The 17,590-nt window shown below is 70.1% G+C and carries 15 protein-coding genes; 11 read left to right on the forward strand and 4 right to left on the reverse strand.

Features of this window, described 5'->3' with window-relative positions:
- Window positions 1–95: 95 nt before the first annotated feature.
- Complete coding sequence (locus QMK34_RS36335) at window positions 96–1,394, forward strand: aspartate aminotransferase family protein (RefSeq protein ID WP_326419263.1); 1,299 nt, start codon at window positions 96–98, stop codon at window positions 1,392–1,394.
- Here QMK34_RS36335 and QMK34_RS36340 read toward each other — a convergent pair.
- Window positions 1,381–3,498, reverse strand: a complete 2,118-nt coding sequence (locus tag QMK34_RS36340) for a transglycosylase domain-containing protein (protein ID WP_326419264.1) — start codon at window positions 3,496–3,498, stop codon at window positions 1,381–1,383. The genes QMK34_RS36335 and QMK34_RS36340 overlap by 14 nt on opposite strands.
- A 146-nt stretch (window positions 3,499–3,644) precedes the next feature.
- Between QMK34_RS36340 and QMK34_RS36345 the strand changes: the two genes are divergently transcribed.
- Window positions 3,645–3,881 carry a three-helix bundle dimerization domain-containing protein gene (locus QMK34_RS36345; RefSeq protein WP_326419265.1) on the forward strand — a complete coding sequence of 79 codons (237 nt, stop codon included), beginning with the start codon at window positions 3,645–3,647 and terminating at the stop codon, window positions 3,879–3,881.
- Window positions 3,882–3,985: 104 nt separating this feature from the next.
- Here the strand turns inward: QMK34_RS36345 and QMK34_RS36350 are convergent, their stop codons facing one another.
- On the reverse strand, window positions 3,986–4,999 hold the full coding sequence (locus QMK34_RS36350; RefSeq protein WP_326419266.1) for a S1 family peptidase: 1,014 nt from the start codon (window positions 4,997–4,999) through the stop codon (window positions 3,986–3,988).
- Between the two features lie 385 nt (window positions 5,000–5,384).
- Here QMK34_RS36350 and QMK34_RS36355 point away from each other — a divergent pair, with 385 nt between their 5' ends.
- The 7 genes from QMK34_RS36355 to QMK34_RS36395 all read left to right on the forward strand — a co-directional run bounded on the left by QMK34_RS36355 (window position 5,385) and on the right by QMK34_RS36395 (window position 12,985).
- Window positions 5,385–6,080, forward strand: a complete 696-nt coding sequence (locus QMK34_RS36355; protein WP_326419267.1) for a S1 family peptidase — start codon at window positions 5,385–5,387, stop codon at window positions 6,078–6,080.
- 165 nt (window positions 6,081–6,245) lie between these two features.
- Window positions 6,246–6,407, forward strand: coding sequence for a hypothetical protein (locus QMK34_RS36360; protein WP_326419268.1), 162 nt, complete (start codon window positions 6,246–6,248; stop codon window positions 6,405–6,407).
- A gap of 32 nt (window positions 6,408–6,439) precedes the next feature.
- Entirely contained in the window at window positions 6,440–9,010 is a 2,571-nt protein-coding gene (locus tag QMK34_RS48080; protein WP_442785288.1) for an ABC transporter permease subunit, read from the forward strand.
- A 39-nt stretch (window positions 9,011–9,049) separates the two neighbouring features.
- Window positions 9,050–10,027 carry a glycine betaine ABC transporter substrate-binding protein gene (locus QMK34_RS36380; RefSeq protein ID WP_326419269.1) on the forward strand — a complete coding sequence of 326 codons (978 nt, stop codon included), beginning with the start codon at window positions 9,050–9,052 and terminating at the stop codon, window positions 10,025–10,027.
- 141 nt (window positions 10,028–10,168) lie between these two features.
- Window positions 10,169–10,513 carry a hypothetical protein gene (locus QMK34_RS36385; protein ID WP_326419270.1) on the forward strand — a complete coding sequence of 115 codons (345 nt, stop codon included), beginning with the start codon at window positions 10,169–10,171 and terminating at the stop codon, window positions 10,511–10,513.
- A 12-nt stretch (window positions 10,514–10,525) separates the two neighbouring features.
- Entirely contained in the window at window positions 10,526–12,076 is a 1,551-nt protein-coding gene (locus QMK34_RS36390; RefSeq protein ID WP_326419271.1) for an adenylate/guanylate cyclase domain-containing protein, read from the forward strand.
- Window positions 12,077–12,124: 48 nt separating this feature from the next.
- A complete protein-coding gene (locus tag QMK34_RS36395) occupies window positions 12,125–12,985 on the forward strand; it encodes an SCO6745 family protein (protein WP_326419272.1) in 861 nt (286 codons plus the stop codon).
- Window positions 12,986–13,070: 85 nt separating this feature from the next.
- Here QMK34_RS36395 and QMK34_RS36400 read toward each other — a convergent pair whose 3' ends face one another.
- Window positions 13,071–14,327, reverse strand: coding sequence for a lipase family protein (locus tag QMK34_RS36400; protein WP_326419273.1), 1,257 nt, complete (start codon window positions 14,325–14,327; stop codon window positions 13,071–13,073).
- A 134-nt stretch (window positions 14,328–14,461) separates the two neighbouring features.
- On the reverse strand, window positions 14,462–15,658 hold the full coding sequence (locus tag QMK34_RS36405; protein WP_326419274.1) for a PucR family transcriptional regulator: 1,197 nt from the start codon (window positions 15,656–15,658) through the stop codon (window positions 14,462–14,464).
- 123 nt (window positions 15,659–15,781) lie between these two features.
- Between QMK34_RS36405 and QMK34_RS36410 the strand changes: the two genes are divergently transcribed.
- Both QMK34_RS36410 and QMK34_RS36415 read left to right on the forward strand, forming a co-directional pair.
- Window positions 15,782–16,648 carry an esterase/lipase family protein gene (locus QMK34_RS36410; RefSeq protein ID WP_326419275.1) on the forward strand — a complete coding sequence of 289 codons (867 nt, stop codon included), beginning with the start codon at window positions 15,782–15,784 and terminating at the stop codon, window positions 16,646–16,648.
- Window positions 16,649–16,691: 43 nt separating this feature from the next.
- The coding region (locus QMK34_RS36415; RefSeq protein ID WP_326419276.1) for an AMP-binding protein at window positions 16,692–17,590 on the forward strand (899 nt) is incomplete at its 3' end.

Below are 17,590 nucleotides of genomic sequence, written 5' to 3' on the forward strand. Positions count from 1 at the left end.
CCAGTTTAGTCGATGCTGCGTCCACTATCATTGACATTGGCGTCAGTATCTTGGACCCTCAGCTTACTTTCCTGGACGAGCTGAGGGAGCGGGACATGCACGACGAACGGGAGCGATTCCTGATCCGCTACGCCGGCGGCTTCGCGCCGTTCGTGGTCGAGAAGGCTGAGGGCGCCTGGCTCCTGACCACCGACGGGCAGCGGATCCTGGACTTCACCTCGGGCCAGATCAGCTCGACACTCGGGCACAACCACCCGCGGATCGTGGCGGCGATCGAACGTTCGCTGCGCGAGGTGCTGCACCTGAACTCCTGGATGCTCAGCGAGGACGTGCTCGAACTGGCCAGGCGGCTCGCCGAACTGCTGCCCGCGCCGCTGGAGCGGTCGATCCTGCTCAACACCGGCTCCGAGACCAACGAGGTCGCGCTGCGGCTCGCCAAGTCGTTCACCGGCAAGTTCGAGGTCGTCGGGCTGACCCGCAGCTTCCACGGCCTGCTGGCCGGGACGAACTCGGTGACCTTTTCCATGGGGCACCAGGGTTACGGGCCGCTGATGCCCGGCAGTTTCGCGATCCCGGCGCCGTATGAGTACCGCTGTCCCATCCGCCACTGCGTGCGGTCGTGCGACATGACCTGCCTCGATGTCGGGTTCGACCTCGTCGACCAGGCCTCGGTCGGCTCGCTGGCCGCGATGATCGTCGAGCCGGTGCTCTCCACCGGTGGCATCATCCCGCTGCCGGCGGGCTATCTGCGCGCGGCCAAGCAGAAATGCGAAGAGCGCGACATGCTGCTGATCGTCGACGAGGCCCAGACCGGGTTCGGCCGCGTCGGGTCGATGTTCGCCTTCGAGCAGGACGACGTGGTGCCCGACATCCTGACCGTGTCGAAGACGCTGGGTGGCGGGGTGCCGCTGGGCGCGACGATCACCAGCGCCGAGATCGAGCAGAAGGCGGTGGACCACGACTTCCTGCACCTGACCACGCACGTGTCCGACCCGATGCCCGCCGCGGCGGGCCTGGCCGTGCTGGACGTGCTCGCCGAGGAGAACCTGGTCGAGCGGTCCCGGAAGATGGGCGGCTATCTCACCGAACGGCTACGCGGGCTGCAGGAGATCCATCCGCAGATCGGCGACGTGCGCGGCCGGGGCCTGCTGGTGGGACTCGAACTGGTGGCGGACCGCGAAACCAAGGAACCCGCCAACGAACTCGGCGGGGCGGTGACGGCCGAATGCCTGCGGCTGGGGCTGTCGATGAACATCGTCAAGGGCGACGGATCCCAGCGCAACTGCCTGCGGCTCGCGCCCCCGCTGACGATCACGGCCGAGGAGATCGACTTCGCGGTCGACATCCTCGACACGGCGCTGCGCACCTGCGTGGCCGGCCTCAGCGAGCCGTGAGGTAACCGGGGTCGGGACTCGGGATGGCCTTGTCCGGCGTCCCGGCGAGCAGGGTGTTCATGGCGCGGAAGTACGGCGGCGCGGCGACCGTGCCGCCGAACGCGCCGTGCCCGCAGTTGCCGAGGTGCACCGGGTCTCCCGGGCAGATCTCCCTCGGGTGCGGGCCGTCGGCGAAGACCATCGAGGACACCGCGTAGTCGTCCACGCCGCCGACGAACGCGACCGACTCGCTTTCCTGGGTGGTGCCCGTCTTGCCGATGTCGGGGCGGGTCCACCCGGCGGCGCGGGCCGCGGCGGCCGACGTGCCCGCCGTGGTGTCCCGGCTCAGCCCGGCCATCAGCGTGTTCGCGACCCCGGCCGGGACGACCTGCTCGCAGGCCTGCTGCCGGACTGGCACCGGCCTGCCGTCGCGATCGGTCACCGAGAGGATCGGGTTCGGCGGGCACCACACCCCGCCGCTCATCAGCGTCGCGGACACGTTGGACATCTCGAGCGGGCTGACCGGGCTGGTGCCCAGGGTGAACGACAGGAGGTTCTGGAAGTACCGCGACTGCGGCTCGTCGTACTGCGGATCCTTCGAACGCGGGTCGGCCGGGTCGGTGATCGGCGGGTTCCCGGCGTCGTTGGTGGCCAGCGTGTCGCGCAGGCCGAGTTTCCGGGCCATCTCGAGCACCGTGGGCATGCCGACCGCGGACTCCAGGCCGACGAACGCGACGTTGGGCGAGGTCGCCAGCCCGTCGGCGAGCGAGATCGGGTCCGGGTAGCTCGTGCCGTCGTTGCTCACGGGGTAACACGGCGTGTACCTGTTCGTCGCCGGCGGGGTGAAGCAGTCGCTCAGCGGGTCGGGCAGGGGAGTGTCCAGCCCGGCTTTCCCGGTGACCATCGCGGCGGCCGAGGTGAAGATCTTGAACGAGGAGCCCGCGCCGAACTTGTTGCTCGCGTCCGCCACGATGTTCGTGGAGGTCTGCCCCTTGGCCGGGTCGTAGCCGAGGTCGCGGTTGGCGACCATGGCGAGCACCTGGTGGGTGTCCTGGTCCGGCCGCACCACGGCGAAGGTGTTCGCCACCCCGTCCTGGGTGGTCGGCACGTTCGCGTCGACGGCGTCCTTGGTCACCTGGCTGACCTTCGGGTCCATCGTCGTCTTGATCACGTAACCGCCGGTGGCCAGCTGGTCGGCGGTGAACCCCGCCTTCTCCAGGTAGCTCTGGGCGTAGGCGCAGAAGAACCCGGCGTCCGGGGCCGCGCCGAGGCAGGAGCCCGACGGCGTCACCGGCCCGCCGTCGAGGACGCCGAGCGGCGCCGTCCTCGCCGCCGTGCCCACCGCGGCCGACATCGAGCCGCTGGAGACCATGGCGTCGAGCACGAGGTTGCGGCGGTGCAAGGCCTGGTCCGGATGGGTGTACGGGTTGAAGGTGTTGGGATTGTTGACCATCCCGGCGAGCAGCGCGGCCTGCGGCACGGTCAGCTTGTCCGGCGTGGTCCCGAAATACGCCTTCGCGGCGGCACCTACGCCGTAGATGTTCCCGCTGAACTCGACGACGTTCAGGTAGCCGGTGAGGATGTCGTCCTTCGAGGTCGTCTGCCCGAGCTGCACGGCCATCTTCGCCTCGCGCAGCTTGCGGGCGACCGAATCCTCCTGGTCGGCCTGCTGCGCGGCCTTGTTCCCGCGGTCGACCACGTTGATGAGGTAGTTCTTGACGTACTGCTGGGTGATCGTCGAGGCGCCCTGCAGGCTGCCGCCGGTGCTGTTGTTCAGCGCCGCGCGCAGCATCCCTTGCACGTCCACGCCGCCTTCCTGGTAGAAGCGGCGGTCCTCGATGTCCACGATCGCGGCCTTCATCGTCAGCGAGATCTGCGAAGCGGCGACGGGGAGCCGGTACTGCGAGTACAGCGTCGCGATGGTCGCGCCGTCGCGATCGGTCACCGTGGTCGTCAACGGCGGATCCGCCGCGGCGAGATCCGCCGAGATGGCGTCCACCGAGTCACTGACCTGATTGGACAGTACGCCCGCGCCGATGGCGACCGGAGCCACCGTGCCGGCCAGCAGAATTCCGGCAAGGAGGGAAAAACCGAGAAAAGGGACCAGAGCCCGCCCGCGAGTCACGTCCTCACGGTAGAAGCACACGGGTAAGGCTCGTGTTGTGTGTGACTTTGCCGGCACCGGACGGGTGATCCGTTTCGTTCACCTTGTGTTCATTTGCGTGCTATCTACTGCTCGACCTCAGGGGGCGAACCGAAGGGATGGTGGCCATGGCACGCACTTCCACGCTGGACGCCCTGGCGTCCGAGCAGCTGGGCGTTCAGATCGCCGAGGTCGAACAACGTCTTACCCTGGCCTACGCGACGGTCGGCACCTCGTCCGTGCACGCGCTGGTGGAACGGGAGCGGGCCCGGTTCGCCGGCGCGCGCATCCACGTCTTCGTGCCGATCCTGGTGGAGCGCGCGGTTCGCGCGAGCCTGATGAGTGCGGCGGCCGAGCCCGCCTGACCCCGGAGGCACTCTCTCGAAGGACTGTCCTTTGAGGACTTGGCGGGGAACGGCAAAGGGGGGCCACCGCGTGGCGGTGGCCCCCCTCTTGCCGGAATCCTTGGTCAGGCCAGCGAAAGGCCGTACGACTGCAGTTCCAGGGTGAGCGGGTAGAAGTAGCTCGTCACGGTGTCGCCACCGGACAGGGTGCCCAGTCCGGTGGAGCCGTCGTACGCCGGGCCGCCCGAGTCACCGTGGTCGGTGTGCGCGGTGGTGCCGAACTCGTGGTTGAGCACGCCGACGTCGAAGTTGACCGACTGGTCGACCGAGGTCACCTCGCCGCTGCCGCCACCGGTGGTCGAACCCTGCTTCTCCATCTGCTCGCCGATGGTCGGCGTGCCGGCGTCGGTGATCGCCTGGCCGGTGTTGATTTCACCGGGTCCAGAGCCGTTCGGCCTGGTCAGCAGGCCGGAGTCCGCACCGGGGCAGTCGCTCTCGACGACCTGCGCGCCGCTGACGTCACCGCCGGACCAGGTGCCGCCGAGATTGGTGCAGTGCCCGGCCGTGAGCAGGAACGGCGAACCGCCACGGTTGACGTTGAACCCGAGCGAGCAGCGGCCCTGGCTGTTCTGGATCGCGTCGCCGTCGGCGATGTAGAGCTCCAGCTTGCCGGGCTTGTACTCGATCCGGGCGCTGTCGCCGAGCCGCCCGGCGGCCGCGGTGACCTTGTCCGTGGTGGCCTTCGTCGCGGCCGAGTACACCGTCACCACGACCTGGTTGGTGCGGGTGTCGATGCCCCAGGCGGTCTGCGGGACGTTCTTGACGGTGTCGAGGCTGTTCTTGGCGCCGGTCAGCGCGGCGAAGCTGTGCGAGACCTTCTTCGCCGTGAGCCCGGCCGCCTGCGCGGTCTTCACCGCGTCGTCGGTGAGGACGTTCACCACGGCTTTCCCGTGGTCGAGGTAGAAACCGCCGGACGCCGCGCCGAGGGTGTTCGTCAGCTGTGCCGCCTGGGTGATCGACGCCTGCTGGACCTGTGCGAACGCCAGTGGTTGTGCCGACGCCGCCGAGGAGCAGACGCCTGAGGCGAGTGCCGCCGCGGAGAAGACGGCGAAGACAGCGAGTGGCTTCCTGGATGTCATGGAGTCCTCCGGTCGTACTGCGGGGGGAACGCGGTGAGACACGCCCCACCCTGGTGCGACGGCGGGCAACGCACTACCGACGAACGTTGGTTAATAACCAAATAACTCACGCATAACGGACCAAAGGGGACATCCGGCGGCTCGGATCCGTCGACGGCGAGTGGCTGTTCAGCCACTGCGAGTAGGTAGCGGCGAAGGCCGCGACTCATTGTATGGCGAGGTATGGGGACTTAAATAGGTATTCCCCGTGGGCACAGACCCTTCTTTCGGGGGTGGCCGGGTCTTCCGTCCCGCTGCGACTCTTCCCTTCCCTGTACGAGCAGTTGAGGCCGAAGGGTTTCCCCGGCCGGGACTGGTGGCCAAGGCCGCCGATTGTGAGAATTCGATGCGTAGAATTGTGTTGTCCGTGCTGGGCGCGCTCGCGGCCGTGATCGCGCTGGCCGTGCCGGCGACGGCGGCCCAGCCGCTGATCATCGGTGGTGGCAACGCCACCGAGACCTACACGTTCATGGTTTCGCTCAGCAACGGCTGTGGCGGCAGCCTGGTCTCCCCGCAGTGGATCGTGACGGCGAACCACTGCGGCAGCGCCTCGTCGGGACGGATCGGTTCCACCAACAAGAACTCCGGTGGTGAGGTCGGCCGGATCGACCGCCGCATCACCAAGCCGGGCACGGACCTCACGATGATGCACCTGACCACCGCAGCCAGGGCGACGCCGGTCCCGATGGCCCGCACCAACCCGTCGGCGGGCACCTCGGCCCGGCTGATCGGCTGGGGCTGCATGAGCTGGCCCAGCTGCAGCACTTCGGCGACCCTGCAGCAGATCGACCTGAGCGTGCTCGCCAGCAGCCGGTGCGCGGCCGGTGGCGGCGGCTCGCAGGACGTCTGTATTTCGGGCGACCGCACGCATTCCGCGTGTCACGGCGACTCCGGCGGACCGGCGATCGTCGGTACCCGCGGCAGCTGGACGCTCGTGGGCGAGACCCACGGCCCCGGTGACAACAACGGCGAATGCGCCACCACCACGCTCTACACCGGCATCGCCCAGCACCTGACGTGGATCAACCAGCAGATCGGCTGAAGCAGTTGAGGTCCACTATGGACTGAGATGCCTCTGTCCACTCTGGACTTTCCAGTGCGAGGTAACGGATCGACAGTGGTGACCGCCGATCCGTTACCATTTCCGAACCCTAATTCTTCCCCAAGTTCGCGGCCGTGGTAAGCGGCCGGTCCTATGCTCACCGGTATGAAGATCGCGCTCTGGATCGTGTTGTGCGGGCTGTGCGTCACAGCCGGTCACGTGATCCTGGGCGCGTTCGCCATTCTGCTCCTGCTGGGCTGCGTTCCCGTGCGCCGGGAAAGCGAGCCCGAGGCCGAACACCGGGAGCGCGCCCCGCACCTCGTCTAGCGGTTCTCGGCCACCGGCCCACCGGGTGTCCGGTGGACAAGACGCCCGCGGACGTGTTGCGCTGGACCCCGAGCAGGGTACGGGGGCGGCCGAGGCCCCCCGGCCCGCGACGGGGGAGGAGCAAGGCGCTGAGCCTTTCGGAGTATCTCCGCGAGAACTGGATCGACGTCGTCAACGACGCGATCCTGCATGTCGACGTCACGCTGGCCACGATGGTGTTCGCCGTGCTGATCGGGGTGACGATCGGCGTGCTCACCTACCGGCGCCCGGCACTGGCGGCACTGGCGACCACGACCACGGCGGCGTTCCTGACCATCCCGTCCATCGCGCTGCTGGGCATCCTGATCGGCCCGTTCGGCCTCGGGATCACCAACGTGCTGATCGCGCTCGTGCTCTACGCGCTGCTGCCGATCACGCGCAACACGATCGTCGGGCTGCGCGGCGTCGACCCGGCCGTGGTCGACGCCGGGCTGGGAATGGGGCTCGGCCGGGTCCGGCTGCTGTGGCGGGTGCTGATCCCGCTGGCGTGGCCGGTGATCCTGTCCGGCATCCGGGTGTCGACCCAGATCACGATCGGCATCGCCGCCATCGGCGCGTACGTGAAGGGGCCGGGACTCGGCAACGAGATCTTCGACGGACTCGGCCGGTTCGGCTCGGTCAACTCGCTCAACCAGGTGCTCGCCGGGACCCTCGGCATCGTCGTGCTGGCCCTGCTGTTCGACCTGGCGTTCGTGCTGGCCGGGCGGCTGACGACGCCGAGGCGGTCTGCCAGGTCCACCGTCGCCCGCCCGCTGGGTGCCGGTCCGGCGGCGACGGGCGTGGCAGGCGTCGGCGGCGAGACGATCCGGCTCGACGGCGTCACCAAGCGCTACGGCGGCCGGTCCGAGGCCGCTGTCGACGACGTCACGCTGCGGATCCCGGCGGGGGAGATCGTGGTGCTGGTCGGGCCGTCCGGCTGTGGCAAGACGACGACCATGAAAATGATCAACCGGCTGATCGAGCCGACCGCGGGGAGCATCACGATCGGCGGCACCGACGTGCTGAGCCTCGACGCGGACGAGCACCGCCGCAACACCGGGTACGTCATCCAGCAGACCGGCCTGTTCCCGCACCTGCGCGTCGAGGGCAACATCGGGGTGGTGCCGCGCGTGCTCGGCTGGACCCGTGCCCGGATCTCCGCGCGGGTCGGCGAGCTGCTGGCCGTCGTGGGCCTGCCCGCCGAGCACGCCCGCCGCTACCCGCACGAGCTGTCCGGCGGCCAGCAGCAGCGGGTCGGCGTCGCGCGGGCGATGGCCGCGGACCCGCCGGTGATGCTGATGGACGAGCCGTTCGGCTCCACCGACCCCATCACCCGCGCGCGGCTGCAGGACGAGTTCCTGCGCCTGCAACGGGAAGTCCGCAAGACGATCGTGTTCGTCACCCACGACTTCGACGAGGCGCTCAAGGTCGGCGACCGGATCGCGGTGCTGCGCCCGCGGTCGGTGATCGCGCAGTACGACACGCCACCGGCGATCCTCGCGGCCCCGGCCGACGACTACGTCGCGAGCTTCATCGGGTCCGGGCGGAACCTCAAGCGGCTGGCGCTGATCCGGCTGCGGGACGTCGAACTGGCCGAGGTGCCGCCGGACTCCGCGCACCTGCCCGCGGTTTCCTCGGACGCCACCTTGCGCGACGCGCTGGACACGATGGTCAGCACGGGCGGCAAAGCGTTGCTGGTCAAGGAGAACAGCACCGGCATCGGGGTCTGCGACCTCGCTGGTCTCGTGGCCGCGTTGCGACCGGCGGCGGCCGAGCCGGGAACGTCCGAGCCGGTCGTCGCGGTGCCCGGGGCCGAGCCGGAAACCGGCACCGCGCCGGACCGGGAACCCCCGGCCGCCAGGCGGTCGCGGGTGCGCGGGCTGGTGGTGCGTCCGGTCCTGCTCGCGGTGGCGCTGGCCGCGCTCTATCTCGTCGTCAGGGCGCAGCCGATCGACTCCATCGAAGGGCGCTACCTCAACGCCGAGGAGATCGCCACCGAACTCGCCGCGCACGTCCGGCTCTCGCTGATCTCGACCCTGCTCACCATCTTGCTCGCCGTGCCGCTCGGCATCCTGCTCACCCGGCGGGCGGCGCGGTGGATCCGGCCGTTCGGGCTCGGGCTGGGCAATCTCGGGCAGGCGATCCCGTCCATCGGGCTGATCGTGCTGCTCGCGCTGTGGATCGGCACCGGCACGCCGACCGCGGTGATCGCGCTGGTCGTCTACGCGACACTTCCGGTGCTGCGCAACACCATCGCGGGGCTCGAGGGCGTCGACGCCACCGTAGTCGACGCCGCCAGGGGGATGGGCATGTCGAGACTGGCGGTGCTGGCGCGGATCGAGCTGCCGCTCGCGGTGCCGGTGATCCTCGCCGGGATCCGCACCGCGCTCGTGCTCACCGTCGCCAGCGCGACGCTGGCGACCTTCGTGGACGGCGGCGGGCTCGGCGGCGGCCTGGTCGCGGGCATCGGGCTCTACCGGCCGCTGCTGAGCCTGACCTTCGGCATCGTGGTCGCGGCGCTGGCGCTGTTCGCCGACTGGCTGGGTCTCGTCGCCGAGGAGGTGCTCCGGCCCCGAGACCGGTGAGTGTCCGTTTGGCTCCAACGAACTGAGGAGAAGCAGTCCATGCGCATCCACCCACGCCCCCTGGCGGCCACCGTCGCGCTGGTCGCGGCCGCCGCGCTCATCGCGGGCTGCACCATCGGCAAGGAGCAGGACCAGCCGGCACAGGTCGCCGCCGGGAGCATCAAGAAGATCGACGGGCTGGCCGGTGCGAAGATCAGGGTGAGTTCCAAGGAGTTCGACGAGCAGCTGCTGCTCGGGCAGATCGCGCTCGTCGCGCTGCAGGCCGCGGGCGCGAGCCCGGAGGACAAGACGAACATCACCGGGTCCAGCAACGTCCGGCAGGCGCTGACCAGCGGCGCGGTCGACCTGTACTGGGAGTACACCGGCACCGCCTGGATCAGTTATCTCAAGCAGACCAAGCCGATCGCGGACCCGAAGGCGCAGTACGACGCCGTCAAGACCGCCGACGTCGCGAACAACATCACCTGGTGGGCGCCCTCGCCCGCCAACGACACGTACGCCATCGCCGTGAACCAGAGCGCGCTGCGGCAGTACGGCGTGAAGACGTTGTCGGAGTACGCCGCGCTGGCCAAGACGAACCCGGCCGCGGCCTCGACCTGCATCGGCCCGGAGTTCAAGAGCCGGGACGACGGTTTCCCGGGCCTGGAAAAGGCTTATGGCTTCGACCTGCCCGCGGCGCAGGAGCACCTCGTCAACGACGCCGTGGTGTACCCGACCGTCGGCAAGGGCGACACCTGCCACTTCGGTGAGGTCGCCTCGACGGACGGGCGGGTGTCCGCGCAGCACCTGACCGTGCTCACCGACGACAAGAGCTTCTTCCCGATCTACAACCCCGCCATCATGGTCAGCACGCCGGTGGCCCAGAAGTACCCGCAGCTCGAGCAGCTGTTCACGCCGATCGCGGCGAAGCTCGACACGCCGACGCTCACCGAACTGAACAAGAAGGTCAGCGTCGACGGCCAGAAGGCGAACACGGTGGCCCGCGACTGGCTCAAGTCCGCGGGCTTCATCGGCTGAGTCACGCGGGTGACAAGAAGCGCGCCGGAAACACGCGGGCTCGCCATGACTTCCTCCTGGTGACAGGCGTACGCCACAGTTTCAGTGTACGTTCGTGCACTGAACTGCCGATGTGGTTCCCGGGGTGGAAGGGCTATGCCGATGGACGTTTCGCGGAGCTTGCGGACCGCGCTGGCGGGGACGGTGCGTGAGTCGCGGCTCGCGCTGCGGACCCTGCGGCGTGACGCCGAGGACGAGGTCGCCCGGCGGGCCGGGCGGACCGCGAACCTGAGCACCGAGCTCGGCGAACGCCTCGCCGAGCTGGTGGGCCGGGCGGGCGGCCGGATCGGCGACTACGCCGACCGGGGGAACGCCGGGCTGGGCGCCGGGGTGCGGCGGGGATCCGAGCGGGTCGGCGGTTCGCTGGCCCGCTGGAGCGACCGGCTCGGCGACCACGCGGTGCTGCTGGGCGAGAAGCTGGTCGAGCGCGATGACCGCGAGCGCTGAACCCGGCCGCGCGTGACCACGACTTCCGCGCGTCCCTTCGGGTCCTGGCTGCTGGGGCCCGCCGACCAGCAGGGGCTCGAGTTGCGCGTCCGCGTCCAGGGCCTGCTCACCGTGTCGCTGGTGCTGGCCAACGTGATCGGCGCGGTGATCGTGGTCGCGCTGTCGGCGCTCGTCATGCCCGACCCCGGCCCGACCGACGACGCGGTGCTGGCGGCGGCCATCACGGTGCCCGCCTACGTCGTCGCGGCCGTGCTGGTCGGCGCGCTGTGGGGGACGAGGGGCGCCCTGCGCACCCTGAGATGGTCGACTGAAGGGCGTGCTCCCACCGACGCCGAGCGCCGAGCGACGCTGCGGGTCCCGTTGCGGCTGACGGCTATCCAGGCCGTGCTGTGGGCGATCGCGACGGTGCTGTTCACCGTCCTGGCCGGGGTCATCCAGCCCGAGCTGGTGCTCACGGAGGTGTTCACGGTCGCCTTCGCGGGCATCGTGGTGTGTGCCAACGCCTATCTGCTCAGCGAGTTCGCGCTCCGGCCGATCGCGGCGCGCGCGTTGTCCGACAAGCTGTCCGAAATCGTGCCGCGGCGTTCGCCCGGTGCCGGGGTGAACGTGCGGATGCTGCTGTTCTGGTGTCTCGGCACCGGTGTCCCGGTCGCGGGGCTGATGATGGTCGCGCTCTTCGCTGGGGTGCGGGGCAACGTGTCCACCGGGAGGCTGGCCCTCGGCGTCGTCGCGCTGGGCGGGGTCGTGCTCTGTTTCGGCCTGCTGATCACCGTGTTCACCGCGCGGGCGATCGTCGCGCCGATCCATTCGGTCCGTGACGCGCTGCGCCGCGTCCAGCACGGCGATCTCGACGTCGAGATCCCGGTCTACGACGGCACCGAACTGGGCCTGCTGCAGGCGGGTTTCAACCGGATGGCGGCGGGGCTGCGCGAGCGCGAACGTATGCGTGACCTGTTCGGCAGGCACGTCGGCGAGGAGGTCGCGGCCGCGGCGATGGTGAACACCGTCGAGCTGGGCGGCGAGGTCCGCGAGGTGTCGGTCCTGTTCGTCGACGTCGTCGGGTCCACCGCGCTCGCCGCGGCCCGCCCGCCCGCCGAGGTCGTCGACCTGCTCAACCGGTTCTTCGCCGTGGTGGTCGACGAGGTCGACACGCACCACGGCCTGGTCAACAAGTTCGTCGGCGACGCGGTGCTGGCCATCTTCGGCGCGCCGGGCGAACTCGACGACCACGCGGGGGAGGCGCTGGCCGCGGCCAGGGCGATCGCCGACCGGCTGGGCCGGGAGGTGCCGGACTGCGCCGCGGGCATCGGCGTCGCGACAGGGGAGGCGGTCGCCGGGAACGTCGGCGACCGGCGCCGGTTCGAGTACACGGTGATCGGCGACCCGGTCAACGAGGCCGCCCGGCTGACCGAGCTCGCGAAAGGCATACCGGGCAGGCTCGTCGCGTCCTGGGCGGCGGTCGAGTCCGCCGGCGCGGCCGAAGCGGATCGCTGGCGGTCGACGGACGACGTCACGTTGCGGGGTCGCAACCGGCCGACGACCCTAGCCGTACCGCGGGCCTGAGCGGGGCCGCCCGTTGTCATACCGACTGGTTGGTATTACGTTGGACCGGTGACGATCACCCTGGAACCTGATGTTGCCCGCAGCACCTGGCGCGCCGCGGAGGTGTACCACGGGATGATCTACTTCGCCCCCGAAGCGATGGCCGCCTACGCGGAACTGGGACTTTCTTCGGAGCAGGGCTATTTCGCGTCCCGGTCGGCCGCCATGGGCGTCGTGCCGCCCGAGCTGGTCGTCGCGACCTTCTTCAACTTCAGCCCGCGTTTCGTCCACGCGTCCCTCGACGGCGTCTGGTCGAAGACCGACCCTGCGACGGTGCTCGCCGCCCGGTCGAGCGCGGCGGACAAGGCCCTGCGAGGGGCGCTCGGCGACGCGGTCCACTCACCGGAACTGGCCCGCGTGGCCGAACTCCTCCGCTCCGCCGCGGAGACGATCACCGGCGACGTCGTGGGCCGCCCGCTGTTCGCCGCCCACGCCGCACTGCACTGGCCGTCGGAACCACATCTGGTGCTGTGGCACGCCCAGACGCTGCTGCGCGAGTACCGCGGCGACGCCCACATCGCGGCACTGCTGACCGCGGGACTCGGCGGCCTCGACTCCCTGCTCACCCACGCGGCCGTCGGCGGAATCCGCGCCGAGGTCCTGCGCAAGACCCGATCCTGGCCTGAAACCGAGTGGCAGCAAGGAATCGAGTCCCTCCGCGACCGCGGCTGGCTCACCGCCGACGCCGAACCGACGTTCACCCCCGATGGCAAGACCCGCCGCGACGAGCTCGAAAGCGCGACCGACCGAAACAGCCTGGCCCCGTACGCGCGGATCGGCGATGAGGCCTGCGCCGAGATCAGGACGTTGATCGCCCCCTTCGCGCAGACGCTGACCACGACGTTCATGCCGTGGGCGGCCAAGCGCTGACCTCACTCGTGATGCCCCTGAAGGCCACCATCACGGCGTTAAACGCCGTGATGGTGGCCTTCAGGGGCAGTCGAAACGGTAGGACTCAGCCCCGCAGGATCGCGGAGCAGTCGTTGGGTGCGGGCTTTCCGGCGAACCTGTCGCCCAGGTAGTCCAGTGCCGCCTGCTGTCCGGCCGCTTCGCCGGTGATGTGGCCCGCGAAGGGGATGCGGGACTTCTGGACGGTCGCGCCGTCGGCGCAGTACTGGCGCAGGAGCTGGTCTGCGGGCTGGTAGGGCACGAACTCGTCGGCGAGGCCCTGGTAGTTGTAGAACGGGGCGCGGGGGGTGGCCTGGCCCGCGTTGTTCGTCTTGAACAGGTAGGCGGCTTCAGGCGTTTCCGCGGGGTTGGCGACCTTCGTGTAGTTGGCGAGGTGGTCGAAGGGGTGGAACAGGGCGATGTCGAGGGTGCAGGCGTCGGCGTTGTCGGTGAAGAACCTCCTGCCCTTGTCGTTGAGCAGGGACATCGCGCCCGACTCCGGGAACGCGCGCACCAGGCCGACGAAACCGAGCAGGCCCAGGCCCGCGCCGAGGTTGCCGTCGTTGTGGTTCAGCATCCGCTTGAGGTCCACCGGGACGCCGCCCGCCGCGGAACCCACGACGTTCAGTTCCGGGGCGTACGACGCCTGCTGCTCGGCGGCCCAGGTGGTGGCGATGCCGCCGCCGGAGTAGCCCCACAGGCCGACCGGGGTGGCGCCGCTCAGGCCGGTCGGCGGGTACTGCTGCGCCGCTCGGACGCCGTCGAGGATCGCGTGCGCGGCCTGCGGGCCGGACACGAAGTCCGAGTGCGGGCCCTCGTAGTCCGCGTAGACGACCGCGTAGCCCTTGAGCAGCGCCGCCAGTGACAGGGTCATCTCGTAGGTGGCGGCCACGGTCGGGGCGCCGAGACCCACGCGCAGGGTGTACGACGGCTGGCAGCGGGTGGACAGCGAGTCCTCGGCGAGCTGGTAGGAGACCAGCGGGCGGGTGCCGGGGCCGGTCCACGGGTTCAGCGGGACCAGGACCGTCGCCGCTTCGGCGACCGGCTTGCCGTGGTTGTCCAGCGACTTGTAGAGGACCTGGTAGGAGTGCACCGGAAGCGGGAGCACGAACGCCACGGTCGTGACCGTGCGGGAGCGCAGCACCGTCCCGTTAGGACTGGATTCGAAGCCCGCCGGGGGAACGTAGAACGGGTCCTGGCCCGGCGGCAGGACAACCTCGCCTGCTGAAGACGGTGGGGCGCTCGCCGCGGCGGCGGGGACCGCGCCGCCGACCACGAGCGTAAGGAGCAGGACACCGATCAGCGTCCGTTTCGATCGCGTCATTGCGACACTCTTTTCTTTCCGCGCCGGATTCTGGCCTCGGTAATGAGGTTTCCACGGCGCCACGCCGGTGTCTGCTGGCATCGCGAGCAGAAACCCGGCCGATCCGTTTGTGCACCGTGACAGTCACGGCCCCGTCAGCCGGGACTGCGGATGATGTCGTAGGCCGTCATCGCGGCCGCGAGCCGCCGGGCGTCGGCCGGCCGGGTCGCGTCGTAGCCGGTGAGCAGCTGGACGCGGCCGAGCCGATAGGTGAGCGTGTTGCGGTGGATGGTGAGGGCGGTGGCGGCCTCGCCGCGGTTGTAGCCGGTGGCGACGAACGAGCGGAGCGCGTCGATCAGGTGCGGGTGTTCCTCGAGCGGGTCCAGGATGCGGGCGAGCGCCGTGCGGGCCGGGCTCGGCTGGGCCAGCTGGTACTCGATGGCGAGGTCGCAGAGCCAGTAGACGCCGGGCGCGCGGTGCAGGTTCTCCGCCAGCGCCAGCACTTCGGTGGCTTCCGCGCAGGCGTCGGGGATACCTGCGTGCGTGCCCGCCGTCGCCGCTCCTGCCGTGCAGCTCAGGCGTGCCGCCGTGTCGATGCGGGTGAGCAGTTCCGCCACGCGCAGGGGCGCGCGGCCGTCTTCGGGGGACGGGACGAGCAGGACGCCGCCGTCGCCCTTGACCGTGGTCAGTACTTCCGGGGAAGTGTCCATTCCGGACTGGATCGCGCGGAAGAGGTCGGTGGTGGCGCGGGTGCTGGTGTCGGCGGGATGCGGCGGGAGATGGAACACCACCACGTCGTAGCGCTCGGCGAGGGTGCGCCCGTACCGCTCCGCGACCCGTCGCGCCGGACGTCCCGCCAGCAGGCTGCCCGCCAGGTTCTGGCGGTGTTCGCGCTGCTCCCAGTCGAGGTCCTCGCGTTCCCGCAGGTAGGCCGCGGCGATCCTGGGCATCACCTCGCCCAGGAAGTCGATCATGCGCGCGACCAGCCCGGCGAGTCCTTCGGACCCCGCTTCGGACACCAGTAGCCACGCCTCCCGCGCGGCCAGTGGGTAGATCTTGAGCACGGCGTCGAGCGGGAGGCCGTCCCTGGCGCGCTCGGCGCCCCAGGCGATGGGCAGGGCGAGTTCTTCCTCGGTGGGCGGGCGATCCTCGGCCACGGTGGTGAGGAAGAGCTCGAAGACCGCGGTGGCGTTGGCGACGAGATCGCCCTGCAGCACGCTGGCCGGGAGGAGCCCGTAGGCCGGGATCTCGGTGACGCACCGGGCGATCATGGCCGCGCCGATCTCGCCCATCCTGGGCAGCAGCGCGGCCACCACGGACGGCGCCGCGCTTCCGGCTGACTCGGCGTCCATCCCACATTGTCACCATGCACAAACTTCGGTGGCAAGTTTCTGGTGAACTGCCAGCAGACACGATCGAGTGGAGAGCGCATTCTTGGCTGATCATCGCAGCGTCGCGAGAGAGGACTTTTCGTCATGAGGAACAGCCGCAAACGCTGGTTCGCGGGCTTCGCACTGACCTTGGTCCTGGGGGCGGTCACCGCGGCCGCACCCGCCCAGGCGGCGACCGGCGGCGGGAACAACGACTTCTCCTGCCGCCCGAGCGCGGCGCATCCCGACCCGGTCGTCCTGCTGCACGGCACTTTCGCGACCTACTACGAGGACATCAACTTCCTCCAGGCCGATCTGGCCGCCCGCGGATACTGCACCTTCTCGCTGACCTACGGCGCCTATCCGCAGTTCCCGTTCGTCGGCGGGCTCGCGCCGATCGCCGAGTCCTCTGTCGAGATCAAGAACTACGTCGAGAAGGTGCGTTCGGCGACCGGCGCGGCGAAGGTCGACGTCGTCGGGCATTCGGAGGGCGGGCTGCAGTCGCTCTACCTCGCCAAGATGCAGGGCATCTCGCACGAGATCGGCCGTGTGGTCGCGATCGCCCCGCCGACCCACGGCGCCGACGCCTCCGGCTTGCTAACCCTGGCCTACACGCTGCTGGGGCAGAGCACCTGGGACAACATCGTGAAGACGCTGGGGCTGCCCATCTTCGCCGACGAGCTCAAAGACGGCGCCGCGATCAAGGCGCTCAACAACGGTCCCGTCGCCCAGCCCGGGGTCGCCTACACGATCATCACCTCCCGCTACGACGAGCTGGTCACCCCCACCGAGACCTCGTTCGTGCGCGAGCCGGGGGTCGCCAACCAGTACGTCCAGGACTCCTGCCCGGTCGACCCGGTCGGCCACATCGGCGAGGCGTACGACCTCAACGTCTGGCACCTGGTCCGCAACGCGCTCGACCCCGCCAACGCCACCCGCATCACCGTCTGCGCGGTCGGTTCCCCAGGCTGATCCACCCGGCTGATTCCGCCCTGCCCGAACGGAGAATCCCCGCATGACCACGACCACCCGGCCGGTGCCGGACTGGCCTTCCTACGACGGCCCCGGCGACCTCGCCGCCATCGAGGCCGTGCCGCTGGCCGACCGCGACCTCCCGGCCAGCGTGTACGAGCTGCTGAGCCGGGCGGGAGCGCGGTGGCCGGACCGTCCGGCGGTGACTTTGCTGCCGTCGGCCGCCCGGTGGGCCGAGCCGGTGGGGTGGACGTTCGCGGAGCTGCTCACGCGGGTCCACCGCGTCGCCAACGCGCTCACCGGGCTCGGGGTGGGACGGCGCGACGCGGTGGCCGTGCTGTCGCCGAACACCGGGGAGGTGCTCGCGGCGACGCTGGCGGCCGAGGCCGTCGCGATCGCCGCGCCCGTCAACCCGGGCCTGACCGCGCAGCAGATCGAGGGGCTGCTGCGCGCGTCGGGCGCCAGGGTGCTCGTCGCCGCGGGCCCCGAGCTGAACCCGGCGATCTGGCGGATGGCGCTGACACTGGCGCGCACGCTAGGCCTCGCCGCGGTGCTCGCGGTCCGCCCCGACGGCGCCGGGGCGGCCAAGCCGTCGCTCGAGCAGTTCGACGGCTTGGTCGTCGGCTACCTCGAGGACGTCACCCGGGACGCGGAGCCCGCCGGGCTACTGGCGCCGCCGCCGGTGGGGACGGACGTCGCCGGGTACTTCCACACCGGCGGCAGCACCGGGACCCCGAAGATCGCCGTGCACACCCACGCCAACGAGGTGGCGATGGCGTGGACGCTGGCCGCCTGCTCCGGCGACGAGGACCTGGTGCTGCTGGCCGCGTTGCCGCTGTTCCACGTCAACGCGCTGCTGGTCACCGGCCTCGGGCCGCTGTTCAAGGGCCAGCGGGTGGTCTGGGCGGGACCGCTCGGCTATCGCGATCCCGACCTGTACCC

This window comes from Amycolatopsis sp. H20-H5, from assembly GCF_035828755.1.
In the GTDB taxonomy this organism is placed as follows: domain Bacteria; phylum Actinomycetota; class Actinomycetes; order Mycobacteriales; family Pseudonocardiaceae; genus Amycolatopsis.